Annotated in this window: 9 protein-coding genes; 5 read left to right on the plus strand and 4 right to left on the minus strand. The window is 40.6% G+C overall.

Annotation, left to right across the window (positions count from 1 at the left end; translation table 11 throughout):
* Window positions 1-15: 15 nt before the first annotated feature.
* The 5 genes from ACE01N_RS13190 to ACE01N_RS13210 all read left to right on the plus strand — a co-directional run bounded on the left by ACE01N_RS13190 (window position 16) and on the right by ACE01N_RS13210 (window position 11,154).
* Window positions 16-3,135, plus strand: coding sequence for an efflux RND transporter permease subunit (locus ACE01N_RS13190; RefSeq protein ID WP_380589692.1), 3,120 nt, complete (start codon window positions 16-18; stop codon window positions 3,133-3,135).
* Window positions 3,135-7,838: an efflux RND transporter permease subunit gene (locus ACE01N_RS13195; protein WP_380589695.1), complete on the plus strand. Its 4,704-nt coding sequence runs from the start codon at window positions 3,135-3,137 to the stop codon at window positions 7,836-7,838. Before ACE01N_RS13190 ends, ACE01N_RS13195 begins: the two co-directional genes overlap by 1 nt.
* A gap of 11 nt (window positions 7,839-7,849) precedes the next feature.
* Window positions 7,850-8,566 (plus strand): hypothetical protein, encoded by a 717-nt coding sequence (locus ACE01N_RS13200; RefSeq protein WP_380589698.1) that lies wholly within the window; start codon window positions 7,850-7,852, stop codon window positions 8,564-8,566.
* Window positions 8,567-8,711: 145 nt separating this feature from the next.
* A complete protein-coding gene (locus tag ACE01N_RS13205; RefSeq protein WP_380589701.1) occupies window positions 8,712-9,503 on the plus strand; it encodes an ABC transporter ATP-binding protein in 792 nt (263 codons plus the stop codon).
* A gap of 1 nt (window position 9,504) precedes the next feature.
* A complete protein-coding gene (locus tag ACE01N_RS13210; protein WP_380589704.1) occupies window positions 9,505-11,154 on the plus strand; it encodes a hypothetical protein in 1,650 nt (549 codons plus the stop codon).
* 13 nt (window positions 11,155-11,167) lie between these two features.
* On the opposite strand, the gene ACE01N_RS13215 is transcribed toward ACE01N_RS13210, so the two are convergent.
* From ACE01N_RS13215 to scpA, 4 genes are all read right to left on the minus strand, one after another.
* Entirely contained in the window at window positions 11,168-12,688 is a 1,521-nt protein-coding gene (locus ACE01N_RS13215; RefSeq protein WP_380589707.1) for a TolC family protein, read from the minus strand.
* Window positions 12,689-12,837: 149 nt separating this feature from the next.
* Window positions 12,838-13,653, minus strand: a complete 816-nt coding sequence (locus ACE01N_RS13220) for a 1-acyl-sn-glycerol-3-phosphate acyltransferase (RefSeq protein ID WP_380589711.1) — start codon at window positions 13,651-13,653, stop codon at window positions 12,838-12,840.
* A gap of 126 nt (window positions 13,654-13,779) precedes the next feature.
* Entirely contained in the window at window positions 13,780-14,136 is a 357-nt protein-coding gene (locus ACE01N_RS13225; RefSeq protein WP_380589714.1) for a DUF8058 family membrane protein, read from the minus strand.
* 171 nt (window positions 14,137-14,307) lie between these two features.
* Window positions 14,308-16,458 (minus strand): methylmalonyl-CoA mutase, encoded by a 2,151-nt coding sequence (gene scpA, locus ACE01N_RS13230; protein ID WP_375727310.1) that lies wholly within the window; start codon window positions 16,456-16,458, stop codon window positions 14,308-14,310.
* Window positions 16,459-16,470: the final 12 nt, after the last annotated feature.

Raw genomic sequence — 16,470 nt, forward strand, 5'->3', positions numbered from 1 at the left:
TTAAACCGAAGTGTAATGCTAAAAAAAATAACAGGGTTTTCTGTCAATTATCCGGTAACGGTTACCATGGTGATAACCGGGATATTGTTACTGGGCTATATCTCTTTTCAGAGATTAGGCATCGACTTGTTCCCTGACCTTAATAATCCGCGGTTATATGTGGAAATCAAATCGGGAGAACGTCCACCCGAGGAGATAGAGGAAATGTTTGTGGACCGGGTGGAGGCGCTTGCTATTCGTCAGGCCGGAGTAACCAATGTGTCATCTGTTTCCAGGGTGGGACAGGCCCGTGTTGAAGTGGAATATACCTGGGGAAAGGATATGGATGAAGCCTTTCTGGATCTTTCAAAGGCTTTAGCTGTGATTGCCCAGAACGAGGAGGTGGATGAACTGAACATTACCCAGTATGATCCAAATGCTGAACCTGTGATGCTGATCGCGTTCCAGCGCAAAACGGATCAGGACATGGACGACCTGCGCAAAGTGGCTGAAAACTATATCCGAAATGAGCTGATCAGGCTGGAAGGTATTGCTGACGTGGAGATTGACGGAGGCGAGGAACTGGAAGTCGTCATTGAAACCAACGATTATCTGCTGAAAGCGTATAATATAACAACCAGTGAGCTGGTAAGCCGCATCAACAGTTTTAATCAGAATGTATCGGGTGGATCCGTGGTAGAAATGGGACGCCGGTATGTGGTGAAAGGGATGAGCGAACTGACCAGTCTGAGTGACCTGGAAAATGTGATTGTTAAAATGGCCCGGCCAACTGTGGAAAGCACAACTGGTCAGCAGTCCGCTGAATCGGTTCAGGCAACACCAGTTTTACTGAAAGAGGTAGCTAAAGTCTATTACAAACCTAAGGACCGTGAAAATCTGGTGACCATTAACGGGGTTCCGGCTTTAGGTTTATCAGTATATAAAGAAACCAAATACAATACGGTTCAGGCCGTCGATGATTTGAAAGAAGCACTTAAGGCCTTACAAAAGGCTTTACCCGGATATACATTAAAAATAGTTCAGGATCAGGGCGATTTCATTTCTTCAGCCATAAACGAGGTACGTGACAGCGCTATTTACGGTATTATCCTTGCCGTGTTTGTATTGCTTTTATTTCTGCGTAAAATAGGTCCGACGTTGATTGTATCGTTTGCAATCCCGATATCTATTGTGGCAACATTTGTACTGATGTATTTTGATAACCTTACCATGAACATCATGACACTTGGTGGTTTGGCACTTGGTGCAGGTATGCTTGTTGATAACGCCATCGTTGTAATCGAAAATATCTTCCGGCTGCATGAAAACGGTGAAAACACAAAAGATGCAGCCATTAACGGAACATCGCAGGTTGGTGGCGCCATTATTGCTTCTACGCTGACCACTATTGTTGTATTTCTGCCTATCGTTTATCTGCATGGTGCATCGGGTGAGTTATTCAAGGATCAGGCGTTAACCGTTACCTATTCACTGTTGTGCTCACTGGTAGCTGCCATCTTTATGATCCCTATGTTTTATTACTGGATGTACAGAAAGAAAAAAACATTTGTTCAGGCTACCAACAGATCCGTAAAACTGACATGGTATGGTGAAATGCTCACGGGATTTCTGAAGCACAGGGGATTAATAATCTTTCTCGCCTTCTTAATAATGGGCGGCGGTTATTTAATGTTGAGAGATCTTGGAAGTGAATTTATGCCACAGACTGAATCGCGGGACTTTTACGTGGATATCAAAATGCCGGAAGGGACACAGCTACAACGAACCTCCGGTGCCGTTGAGTCTGTTGAGCGCGTGATCAGAAGTGTTGTTGGTGATGATCTGTATATGATTTATGCTCAGACGGGACCATCATCCGGACTGACATCAAATGAAAACGGAGCTTTTGAAGATCAGAATATGGCGACCATCAAGGTAATTCTTGAACCGGACAGTACCATTCCTGCTCATGTATTTATGGAGCAAATCAACAAGTACTATCCGTCATCAGATGAGATTGATGTTGTCACCCGTCAGGAACAAACTGCTTTGCAGTCCATTCTTGGAAATGAAAGTCAGCCGGTGGTGGTTGAGATCTCCGGAGAAGATCAGGACGAACTGGAAAACCTTTCGGTTCAGGTCATGGATAAACTAAAACAGGATTCCAATATAACCAACCTTGTATCGTCTGTGGAAGGAGGTGCACCGGAAGTTGAGGTCGTGATAGACCGTTACAGGGCCGGTTTACTGAATGTAAGTGTCTCTGATGTGGTGAATGTAATTTCCCAGCGTCTGGAAGGCACATCTGCAGGACAAATGGATATCTCCGGGGAACTGAGTGATATCACCATTAAAATGGATAAAACTTCATTATCGCAGATTGAAGATTTAAAAGTTAGTTCTGGCGATATTGAGATCCCGGTAAGGGATGTGGCGAGTATCAGGACATCGGCAGCACCGCGCGAAATATTGCATAATAATCAGAACCGCATCGTAAAAATTACAGCAGACATTGTGGGTGATATTCCGCTCGATAAGATCTCACAACAAATAACTCAGGAATTGAGTGAAATTGCTTTTCCGAATGAGTATAAATTTGAAATAACAGGAGAAGAGGCGCAACGTAAGGAGTCCATGGACAACCTCACTTTTGCCCTGATCCTTTCACTGATACTGGTTTATATGGTGTTGGCTTCTCAATTCGAGAGTCTGGTTCATCCGTTTACGATAATTCTGACAATTCCTCTTGCAATTGTAGGTGGTATAGGGATATTCTATATCCAGGGTGCTGCACTGAATATCATGGCTTACATCGGTATTATTATGCTGGCGGGTATTGCGGTGAACGATTCCATTATTCTGGTGGATGCAATAAATCAGTTGCAAAAGGAAGGGTATAAGCTTAAAGATGCCATTGTGGAAGCCGGACAGCGACGTATAAGGCCAATATTAATGACAACATTAACAACCATTCTGGCATTGTTGCCCTTAACGTTTGGGTTTGGCGAGAGTGCTTCCTTACGTTCTCCAATGGCATGGGCGGTAATTGGTGGTTTGATAACATCTACGCTGTTGACATTGGTTGTTATCCCGTGCTTTTATTATGTGATGGAAACAGGATTAATTAAACTGGGTTTAAAAAAGGAGACCAGATAATGCGATTTGTGATTAACAGGAAGGTACTTATATCAATGCTTTTCCTGGCAGTAACAATGCTGGGCGTTATCTCCTATAAGCAACTCAAGCTTGAACTTTTTCCCAGTGCAGAGCTGCCGGATGTTTATGTTCAGGTTTCTTCTTCTCTTGAAGTTACCCCTGAGTATCTGGAGGAAAAAGCAGTTATTCCGCTTGAAGGTGTTATAGGTAGTCTGGAAGGGATTGATGAGATTGAGTCAACAGCGGGAACCCGCAGCGGATCGATCCATATAACTTATCAGGACGATGTGGACTTTAAATATGCGTATCTGAAACTGGAAGAACGTATCAACAGTGTTCGTGGGGCGCTACCCGATGAATTTCAGGTGAACGTTGTAAAGGCCAGCGATCAGATGCAAAGTATGAGCACTGTTCTGATGGAACTCCAGGTAAGAGGTGGCGGAGGAACTGACAGATTGCGCAATGTGGTGGATGAGAAAATAGGTCCTGAACTTGAGAATATAGACGGTGTGGCTGGAATTACCGTTTATGGCGGACGTGAAAAGTCTGTTGAGGTGATTCTGAATAAGGAATCCTGCGAAGCGCACCATATTACGCCTGCATCAGTTCGACGGATGTTATCAGCCAGTTTACAGGACAGGAGTTATGCCGGAAAGATAGAAGAGCGGGGAAAACGTTATTTTGTTTATGTTGAAGGGGAATACCAGAAAGTATCGGATATTGAGGATCTGGTCATTCAGGATAATATCCGGTTAAAGGATGTAGCCAAAGTATTTTACGGCGAAAAGGATGAAACTACCATCAGCCGTGTCAATGGCAAGGATGCAGTAAGTATAGTTGTATTAAACGATGCTCAGGCGAATATTATTGATGTTTCACATGCTGTTAAGAATGTTATTGAAAAACAGAATGAGAAATATGCATATCTGGATGTGGAAATTGTAGTGCAGCAGAATATTGCTGAGGTCATGGAAAATAACATAGACCAGATTATTGATCTGGCGCTGACCGGTGGTCTGCTTGCAATTTTTATTTTGTGGGTATTTCTTAGAAATATAAGTCTTGTAACGATAGTTGCACTGGCTATACCTGTTTCAGTTTATTCAGCGTTTAACTTCTTTTATGCTTACGATCTTACAATAAACAGTCTTACGCTGGTGGGATTGGCGCTGGCTGTAGGAATGTTGCTGGATAACAGCATTGTTGTGCTTGAAAATATATACCGGTTGCGATCGGCTGGATACAATGCGGCAGATTCGGTGATAAAAGGAACCAAAGAGGTGTGGCGATCAGTGGTGGCGGCAACACTCACCACTGTGACTGTATTTTTGCCGTTCCTGTTTTCTTCAAACTACCTGATCAAATTATTTGGGAAACATATTGGGGTGTCGATCATTTCAACCCTGACTATTTCACTTATTGTGTCTATGTTGCTGATTCCAATGGCAGTACATGTGGTGATAAAAAAACAACAGGCTGGTAAAATAAATTCATTTAAAACCGTATCCATCAGGAACCGTGCCGTAAGATTTTATCTTTTGTTTTTGAAGACGGCCTTCAGAAATCCGGTGGCGACGATTATTATAGCTGTGGTACTGTTTTTTGTAACCATTTTTGGTGCGAATATGGTAAGCATTAGCACCAGTCAGGAAGTTCAGACCAACGACCTGAGAGTTACAGTTACCATGCCTTCGGGTTCAACCCTGGATGCAACGGATAAGCTGGTAACACAAATTGAAGATAAGCTGAAGGATGTGACAGAAATACAGGATGTTATTTCCAGCATTCAGGAAGAAGATGCCATTATAACGTTGAAACTGAAAGACAAGTTTGAAAAAATAAACGATTTGTCGTTTGCGGATTTATCCGAATCCATCCAACGTAAGATTGGCGAAATGGAACCGGCAGATATCAGTATCTCAGGCACAGCTTCGTCCAGCGGACTTGGTTCTGCCGGAGGTAATTCGGGCAGAGGTTCGGGCAGCCGTGGTAACACAGGATTCCTTCGAATGATGGGAATAGGTCAGGAACAGGATTATATCGTTATTAAAGGGCAGGATTTTGATTTGATGGTAACTATTGCAGATGACCTGGAATATTATCTTGAGGAACTGGATAATGTGAGTAGAGCCTGGGAAACAGCCCGCGAAAACCAACCTGAAGCACGCATCAATTTCGACCGGCATCTGATGTCGGATTACAACCTCTCTCTTACGGATGTGGCCAACGAGCTAAATGCATTCAGTCGTCAGGTATCATCCAACGTGAATTTTAAGCAGGGTGGGGAGGAGTACGAAATCATGATAACGTATGATAGCGACACTGTTGATACAAATGTGGATAAAACCTTTGATGATCTGAGAGAGTTGCAGGTGTCAAGTTCAACGGATCAGTCGGGAGCAGGACATGAACTGGGTTCTTTTGCCAATGTTTATACGGACCGAGGTTTAAGGGAAATTACACGTTTAAATCAGACCAAACACCTGGAGGTTATTTACCAGTTTAACAACGAAATATACGAATCCAAGACCTTGCTGGAAGCAGCACAAATGGAGGTAGAGCAGGTTGTGGATGCCTATAATATCCCCCAGGGTATTGCAGTGGAAATGGTACATGAAGAATCGGATCTGAATGAATTTTATTCTTTATTCGGAATTGCACTGCTGCTCATTTACATGATACTGGCAGCGGTTTTTGAATCTTTCATCACACCGATCGTTCTGTTATTTTCAGTGCCTATGGCAGCAATAGGATCATTCCTGTTTTTGATGTTGTCAGGAAACTCGCTGTACAACGCCAATACCTTAACCGGTTTTCTGATCTTACTTGGAATTGTGGTCAATAACGGAATTATACTGATTGACTTTACCAATATCCTGCGAAAACAGGGGAACCGTACATCCCGTGCATTAATTACGGCCGGTCTTTCAAGGGTAAGGCCTATATTGATTACTGCCATAACCACAATTGTGGCTATGGTACCGCTGGCGATGGGCGATGCCGAATATGTATCACTAATAGGTGTTCCCTTTGCAATTACTGTAATTGGAGGTTTATCGGTGAGCACAATTCTGACACTGGTTTTTATTCCAACACTTTATCTTGCACTTGAAAATGTGGTTCAATGGATAAAACATCTGAAATTATCCATATCCATTCCTATGGGAATTTTGGTTGTGGCAGGTTTGGTGGTAACCATTACTGAAATTAATACATTCCTGTGGCAGCTGGCAGTCGGATTCTTAGTGATCACAGGGATTCCTGCAATGGTATATCTGGCACTCAGCAGTTTTAAACGCGCAAATACGAAATTAATAGGTGACAATGACCCTATCATTATTACCATTCAGAATCTGGTTAAAATTTACGGCAGACCGTCGTTGTTTGGCCGTGAGTGGAGCTCATCGATGGCAATGTCAGGTGTTGAAGTGGATGATGTGAAAAGCAAAAAAGAGTTATGGCAGAACCTGATATGGCAGATCCCGGTTTTTATTTTTCTCATTTATCTGGGATGGTTCCACATGACAGAGGATATATATTCATTTATCGTTGCAGTAATCATATATATCATGTTCCTGGGACTGATGGGGATATTTGTTCGTGCCCAGGTGAAAGCGTACAGGTTCCTTAATAAAGTAAAGACCATACTGTTTTTTGGAATTCCTGCCATTTATGGCTTACTGTTTTACATGCGCTGGCATAATCTTGCCATGGTAATTATTATTTCAATTTTCTGGTACCTAATAATTGCTGCAATGGCTTTATCACCATCGTTGATATCGGGCAGGAAAAAACCGGAAAACTACCCCAAAATATTTAGATGGTATGTAAAACTGGTATCACGAATTCCAGGTGTTGGTTTCCAGAAGGAACCATTCAAGGCACTGAAGGGTGTAAGCCTTGAAATTACTACCGGTATGTTTGGCCTGCTGGGACCAAATGGTGCAGGTAAATCAACGATGATGCGTAATATTTGTGGTATTCTAGATCAGAGTTATGGTAAGATTTGGATCAACGGACACGATACGGAGCTGAACCGTGAGGAACTGCAGGGTTTGATTGGGTATCTGCCACAGGAATTTGGCATGTACGAGAATATGACGGCTTATGCTTACCTTGATTATCAGGCTATTTTAAAAGGTATAACTGATACTAAATTGCGTAAAGAACGCATTATGTATGTGCTTGAAGCGGTGCATATGCTGGAAAACAGGGATAAACGCATCGGTTCATTTTCGGGTGGTATGAAACAACGTATCGGAATCGCCCAGATATTATTGCATCTGCCACGTATTCTTGTTGTGGATGAACCAACCGCAGGGCTGGATCCGAGGGAAAGAATCCGCTTCCGAAACCTTTTGGTGGAACTGAGCCGTGAGCGTGTTGTGATTTTCTCTACACACATCATCGAAGATATTTCAAGTTCTTGTAATTACATGGCTGTAATAAATCGCGGTAATGTGGTTTATAAAGGAACGCCGAAAGCTATGGCTGATGAGGCTGAAGGGAAGGTATGGCGGTTTAGTGTCCCTGTTGAAAAATTTGAGGAAGTAACCAAAGATCTGATAGTAGTTCATCATATGCGTGAGGGAAGAAGTATCAGGGTAAGGTGTTTGTCTGCGCAACAACCTTACGAAGATGCTGTTAATGAGACACCGTTACTTGAAGATGCTTATCTGTGGCTGATCAAATCAACCCGTTAAACTGAAGAAAAATGGGAATTACATTTAAAAATACATTAAATAACACATGGCGGTTGGTTACATATAACCTTAAAATTGTCTTCGGTGGCAAATTCTGGCTGTTTGTATTATCGGCATTATTGTTCTTCCTGATTTTCGGTACAGTTCAGGCTTTTAATGATGATTATTTTACACAGGATGAAATATATGGCTTGTTATTGTTACCATCACTGTTGCTGATTTTTTATCCTACAGTTTTTGGGATTCAGAACGACGCGGATATGCGGACCCTGGAAATTATTTTCGGTATACCGGATTACCGTTATAAAGTTTGGTTTGTAAGGCTGATAATGGTATTTCTGATAGTTTTTGCACTGTTATTTCCCTTGGCATACCTGGCCCGGGTACTGCTGATTGATTTTGACTATATCCCAATGATCCTGCAGTTGATGGTAGTAGTATTGTTTGTAGGTAATCTGGCGTTTTTCCTTTCTACATGGATCAAGAATGGAAATGCAACGGCAGTAGTTGTTGTATTGATTGGCCTTATCTATTTTATCATGCAGGGAGTATTACGCGATTCAATGTGGAACATATTTCTGAATCCGTTCAGGCAACTGGAGGGCACCGCCGCCTTGTTATGGGAAGAAACCGTTATGTATAACAGGATATTTATGCTTTCTGCTTCTGTAATCTTTATACTGTTTGGCTTACTTAATTTACAGAGAAGGGAAAAATTCTTACGGTAAAACTGACAACTAATTCATATGCATTTTAGAAGGGGTGCGACTTCTGGTTGCACTCCTGCTTAAAGTTATACTTACCCTCTAATTAAGGTTGTTTTTCCGGCAATAATATATAATTTTATATCCTTATTTCAATCCACCACCTAAAATGAACAACGAACGAATTATTACAATCCGAAGTTTACATAAGACTTATGGAAAAGGCGAAACTGCCAATGAAGTATTAAAGGGAATTAACCTGGATATTTCCAATGGTCAGATAATTGGATATATCGGGCCCAATGGGGCAGGTAAAAGTACTACCGTAAAGATTCTCTGTGGTATGATATCCGATTTTACGGGTGATATTCAAGTATTCGGATATGATCTGAAAAAGGACGCTACTGAAATAAAAAAGCATATCGGATATGTGCCCGAAAATGGTGCGTTGTATGAGATGCTGACACCTAAAGAATATCTTTCGCTTATTGGAACATTGTACAGCATGAAACCGGAAATTACAGACGACCGGATCAATCATTTTATGAAGTACTTTGGGCTGGAGAAGAATATTGATCAGCGTATGGATACCTTTTCGAAGGGGATGAAACAAAAGGTCCTTATCACTGCCGGTGTGTTGAATAATCCTGATATTCTGTTTCTGGACGAACCGTTGAACGGACTGGATGCCAATTCGGTAATTCAGGTTAAGGAATTGCTGACCTCAATGGCAAAACAGGGTAAGACAATTTTCTATAGTTCTCATCTTATGGACGTGGTGGAAAAAATATCAAACAGGATCATCCTGATCAACAATGGTAATGTGGTTGCTGACGGAAGCTTTGAAGAACTGAAAGCCACTGAAGCTATTTCACTGGAACAGCTGTTTGCCAAATTAACCGGTAATGGAATGTCAACGGCAGAAACCGAAGAATTGTTGAATTCACTTAAAGGCGAATAGGATGGCTGAATTACTGATGAAATTAATCCGCCTGTTACGACCTTTAGTTCGGATGATGGGCGCTGATGTTTTGCAGTTTGAGGCTATAATGAATGCCAAGCTAAGCATCGATTTCAGGAAAGAACCAAGTTCCCTGAATACCAATAAAAAAAGAAAGATGACCTTTGGGAGACAACTTCTTTTTTATGGCATGTTTGGCATCTTTACCGCAATGATATTTATACAGACAAAGGATGTAATATTTGGTTTTACCATTTACTATTCTATTCTGATTGTGATGTTGACCACCATTTTGCTGACCGAATTTTCAAGTGTAATTTTTGATGAAAACGAAAATGATATTTATTTGCCGCGGCCGGTCAGTTCACGGACTTTATTGCTGACCCGATTGGTTCATGTGCAAACGTATATGGGACTGATAGGAGGTGCTATGTCAGTGCCAGGGCTTATTTTCGTGATATTTATACACGGAGGTTTAATGGTTCTGGGTATGCTTTTATCGGTACTCATAGCCTCATGGATGGCTCTGTTGTTTTGTATGTTGCTGTTCCAGGTACTCTCTAAATTTATATCAGGGGAACGTTTTAAGGATGCACTGAATTACATGCAGATTGGTATTGCTATTCTCATCATGGGTGGTTATCAGTTGTTGCCACGGATGTTTGAAATGGTCTCTCCGGATCAGGCAATTATGTCTACCGGCTGGTGGACATATCTCGTTCCTACAATCTGGCTGGCAGGTTTTACCAGGCTGTTCGCTTCATTTACTTCGTCATACGATTTAATCATGGCTGGACTTACGATTCTTTTTACAGTCCTTGGATCAGTTCTGGTTGTGCGTTTCATGTCGTCCGGTTTCAGTTCATTACTTAATACGGATGATAAAACAGAGAAAAAGAAAGATAAAGAAAGGTCTGGCTCGGGTGTGAAATTAAAAATAAGGAATCTTGCCAGAAACATATTGTGCGTATCGGATATGGAGAAAGCCGGATGGCAGATGACAATGTCTGTAACAAAAAGAGACAGAAAATTTAAACAGGCGGTTTATCCTGCGTTTGGATATATCCTGATCATGTTAATTATATTTTTAAAACCTGACTTTAAAGATTTTTTCGGATCGCTTCAAAATCTGGCAACAACACCCAAATATCTTGTCTTTATTTTTATGGGATTTTTTGGTGTAAGCACAATTTATCAACTACCCTATACAGATAATGCCGGTGCAGGCTGGATTTATCAGGCTTTGCCTGCTCCTGATAAAAAACATCTTCAAACCGGTGCCATTAAAGCTATGTTGTATAAGTTTTACATTCCAATTTATCTGATGTTTACAATTATAGTTGTTTTGATATGGCCGGTTAATGTGCTGGTTTATTTGTTGCTGGGCGCAGTAGGAACAGCATTATATGCAGTACTTGGCGAAATATTTATGAAGAACCCGTTGCCTTTTACCCAACCCAGAGACATGCAACGTAAAGGTGGCATGACATTGAGAATGATGGTTTACATGGCGTTGATGGGTGCAATGATTGGGATGATATATTTATTATCTCTGGTTAATATTGCATTCAGCATTCTGGCAACCCTGTTAATGGGTGCAGGTTTAATAATGAGTTTCAGATCACTCCGAAAAAAGCCGGTTGAACTGTAGACATTTGATTCTGCTATTGTACATTTTCAAGATGATCAAGAATTTCGTATTCCAGTCTGTTAATGAGAAGGTTGTAATTCATTTGCATGGCGGAATAGTTTAACCGGGCATCTTCCCATAACTTTAGGTCATACGCTAACCTGTAAGTATCTGTTGCCTCATTATAAAACTTTTGAATGCCGTCTTCCATATTTTGTTGAGATGATTCCATCATAGTTTCAATAATCTTTATATTTTCCAGGGTATAGGCAATTTGTTCCACTAAAGTATGAATGTTTTTTTGAATAAGTTCCTCCTGCTCTTCAATATTTATCTTATTGATTCTGATTTCTTCATCTTTAATGAGCATCTGGTTTTTGGTGCGTTTTGCTTCATAGATCGGTAGGCTGATTCTTAATCCTAAGCTGAGATCATTGAGGGTTTCTGTTCTTCGTGCAGATTGATCCCAGACATCTGACATCAAATCCATATAGGATATATCTGCTTCGCCGGCAACTGAACTGTAAGGATTAAAGTAGAGTGAAAGATCTGCTTTAAGTAAGGACTCTGCTTTAATTTCTTTATATTTTAGTTCATCAAGCTTTATGTCAATATTGTACCTTTTTATTAGCAGATGTCGTTCCGTAGCAACTTTTATTAGCTTATTTGTGTTAATAAGATATTCATTTATTGCCATTTTATTGTCTATTAGTATACTATCCTTTTCAGGGAGGGCAAGCTGTTGTTTTAAATCATTTACTTTACTTGTATAAGCATAATATAGGTTGTTAAGATTTGTTTCTGTTCTTTCAACTTCAATTTTAAGTTTTATCAATTCTGAATTATCTGTTTCTCCGTAGGGCAAGAATTTATTGTAAACTGATTTTTTAGTTGACAAAAGCAATTTTTGAACCTCAATATCCTGAAGTATATTTTGGATTTGGAAATAAAGTATCCCGATTTGATATTGGATTAAAAACTTAACCTGTTTGTAAGATATTTCTGCTCTTTCAAAATTCAGATCCGCACTTTTTTGAATGTATTTATAACGATTAAAAACATAAAATGAGTTAAGGGGTTGAGTCAATTTAAATGAGGGATTAAATGTAAGCGTCTTATTACCAGGATCGGCGATAACATCATCATCGAATTTTGTAAAATAGTTTCTCGTCGTTGCAGAGAAACCTGGTTCGAATTCAATATATCCACCCGTTGGCAGCGGTTGACTTATTATGATAAAGGAATTAGTGCTAGTAACGTAATTTGATCTGTAAAGGTTTTCACCATTACGATTAGTAAAATCAGTTTGTGGATTGTAAGTCTTGCTTAGAACAGGGTTAAAACTAAAATCTATATTTGTTTTTAAATTGCTGGTTTGAACCAGGTAACCGAATTTGGCAATTTCATATGCCGATTTGCTTTTACGCATTTGAAAACTTTGTTCGCCGGCAAGTTCCACGCATTCATCAAGCGTTAAACGATGTATGGTTTGCCCCTGAAAGGAAGATGAAATAAATAAAAATGCAACTACGGTTAATAGGAAATTCTTTTTCATAACAGGTAAATTAAAATTCAGTTAAACTATAAAATATCACAATGTGTAAAACAGGTCATACAATTTGTAATCCTGTTAAAAGTATAAAAAAATGCAGAACTGGCTATATTTAAAATCAAAAAGTTTCAGGAGGTGGAACAATAAAGGAACTAATTGTTAGATTTCAGTCTGTATGTTTCTTCTTTTAACCACTGCGCCCATTCTACATGAGATCTGGATTTGTCGAATGTGGTATGGGGAATCATTTTACCTATTTGAACAGTGAGGGTTCTTCCTCTTTTATTGAAGAATTCACGGGGAAGTAACATGAGTTCAATATTCAGTTTGATCCCTAAAAGCTTACGGATTCTGTATATGCTGTAAAAAAGTTGTGAGTTCTTTCCCAGAAAATGCAAAGGAACGATGTTGCGCTGACAACTTACAGATTTAGTGATCATGCTTTTATGCCAGGGGCCATCCATAACTTTGCCATTAATAACACGGGAAACAATGCCTGCCGGGAAATGAGTAATAGGCAGTTCAGAATTGTAAACTTTGTCAAGCTCCCTGTAATATTCTCTTTGACTGGTGCCAAAAACATTAATGGCTGCAATGGTTGGTTTTAAGGGTGGTATAAGTAAGAACACATCGTTACCAATGGAGCGATATTCTCCATATTTTCGTGAAACAAGGTATGTCAGGATCATACCATCAGCAACACCAAAAGGATGATTTGCCACAAAAAAGCACTTGCTGTGGTCCGGCAGATTTTCATGACCTTTCACATCAATTGTTATTTGCATTTCTTCCAGCATGGCTCCCAGGAAATCATATGCATTTAAATGTCCATATTTATTCAGAAGAAGATTAAGATCTTTTTGTTTAATGATTTTTGTAATTAGAGTAATAATAAAGCCTGGAAGCTTTTTCAGAAATGCAGATTCGCTGTTTCTGATTTCTTTTTTAATATTAATATATTGTTCCATCTATGGATTATGGATGTGTAAAACCTGTCTTTTGTTTCCGCAATTAAAAAGTCCAAATATAGATTAATTTTTAATATTCTTGTTGATTCACTGAAGGACATAAATACATGCGCTTGATAAACCTGTTTATATTGAGTTTTTGACAGAGATAAAGAGAGATGCGGTTGATAAACAAAAAATAATTAGAAACATTACAACGAAAGGAGAATCTCCACGTTCCCCGTAGTAACCAGCTGCATTGATTACTGAATATAATACCATTCCATGGCCAAGAATATTGATTTCTTTTGAATGCCTCATATTTTTTAAAAGCATAATACCACTGATTAAACAAAATAAGGCCATTGTAAATTCGGAAGCAAGATGAAATGTTATTTCGGTATTACCTTCAGTTATACCTTCAGTACTTAGGATCATTATCCACATTCCGATAATTGAAACTCCCAGAAATACAGAATAGACACCAATTATTTTCTTAATCATGGTTATAAATTTATTGAGTCATCCGTCTGAAAACAGAATGATCAATAAAGTTAAGAAATTTAGAGAAATTTGGTTAAGGGTATAAAATAAGCGAGGGCTTCACTTTAAGTGAAACCCTCGCTATATGCTTTATTCATCCAATGACCCGGAGTCAAGGGATGAAAGGATTACTTATTCTTCTTCATCAAGAAGTATATCCATTATCTGGCATGCGGCTTTAGCCACGGAAGTTCCGGGACCGAAGATTGCTGCCACGCCGGCATTGTAAAGGAATTCATAATCCTGAGCCGGAATAACACCACCTGCAATTACAATGATGTCTTCACGACCAAGTTTTTTCAATTCCTCAATTACGGCAGGTACCAGCGTTTTATGTCCAGCTGCCAGGGAAGAAACACCCAGCACATGCACGTCATTTTCAACAGCTTGTTTGGCTGATTCGGCTGGTGTCTGGAACAACGGTCCCATATCCACATCAAAACCGCAGTCAGCATAACCGGTTGCTACCACTTTAGCACCACGGTCGTGTCCGTCCTGACCCATTTTTGCGATCATAATACGTGGCTGACGGCCTTCTTTTTCTGCAAATTTCTCAACAAGCTCTTTGGCATGCTGGAAAGTTGAATCGTTTTTGGTTTCTGAAGAATACACGCCTGAAATAGTTCTGATTACTGCTTTGTAGCGTCCTACGACTTTTTCGCAGGCGTACGATATCTCACCCAGTGTTGCTCTTAACTGAGCCGCTTTAACGGCCAGTTCAAGCAGGTTGCCTTCTTTTGTTTCAACACATTTTGTAATGGCTTCAAGGGCAGCCTGAACAGCCTCATTGTCACGGGTTGCCTTTATTTTATTCAGTCGCTCTATTTGCGACAACCGAACAGCAGTATTATCAATTTCAAGAATATCAATCGGATCCTCTTTTTCCAAACGGTATTTGTTGGTTCCCACAATGGTTTGTGCTCCGCTGTCGATTTTCGCCTGCGTACGTGCTGCTGCTTCTTCGATTCGCATTTTAGGAATACCTGTCTCAATGGCCTTTGACATACCTCCCAGTTCCTCAACTTCCTGAATTAAAGCCCAGGCTTTATCCGCAAGTTCCTTTGTCAGCGATTCAACGTAGTAAGAACCGGCCCATGGGTCTATGGCTTTACAAATGTTGGTTTCTTCCTGAATATAGATCTGTGTGTTACGCGCAATACGTGCAGAGAAATCTGTTGGAAGTGCAATCGCCTCATCCAGAGCATTGGTATGCAACGACTGGGTGTGACCCAATGCAGCACCCATAGCTTCAATTACAGTACGGCCTACGTTATTGAACGGGTCCTGTTCTGTCAGTGACCATCCTGAAGTCTGCGAGTGTGTGCGCAATGCCATGGATTTTGGATTTTTAGGCTCAAACTGTTTTACAATTTTTGCCCAAAGCATACGTGCAGCACGCATTTTGGCAATCTCCATAAAATGGTTCATTCCAATTGCCCAGAAGAAGGACAGACGCGGTGCAAATGCATCCACATTTAAACCTGCCTTAATACCTGTGCGGATGTAATCCAGACCGTCAGCAAGAGTATAAGCCATCTCAATATCTGCAGTGGCTCCGGCTTCCTGCATATGGTATCCCGAAATTGAGATAGAGTTGAACTTAGGCATTTTCTGTGAAGTAAACTCGAAAATATCGGCGATGACCTTCATGGAAAATTCCGGCGGATAAATATAGGTGTTACGCACCATGAATTCTTTCAGAATATCGTTCTGTATGGTTCCTGAAAGTTGTTCAAGACTTGCGCCCTGCTCCAGACCGGCAACGATGTAAAATGCCATAACCGGCAATACAGCACCGTTCATAGTCATGGAAACTGACATCTTATCCAGTGGGATCTCATCGAACAGGATTTTCATGTCCTCTACCGAATCGATAGCCACACCTGCTTTCCCAACGTCTCCAACCACACGTTCGTGATCGGAATCATAACCACGGTGCGTAGCCAGGTCAAAAGCTACAGAGAGCCCTTTTTGTCCGGCAGCCAGGTTGCGGCGGTAAAAGGCATTGGATTCTTCTGCAGTGGAAAATCCTGCATATTGTCTCACTGTCCAGGGACGCATGGCATACATGCCTGAATACGGTCCACGAAGAAATGGTGGAAGTCCTGCTGCATAGTTCAGGTGTTCCATGCCTTCAAGGTCCTCTTTTGTATAGACCGGTTTAACCGGAATTTGTTCCGGAGTGAGCCAGTCTTTTTTTATTCCGTTCGCCTCAAGCCATTCTGCGGTTACGCCTTTGGCTTCAGCGGTTTTTATATCTGTTTGTTTAAAATCTGGTCGCATTATATTTAGATT

This window comes from Quyinboa ferrireducens, assembly GCF_042436675.1.
Classification (GTDB): domain Bacteria; phylum Bacteroidota; class Bacteroidia; order Bacteroidales; family UBA5342; genus JBHJHP01.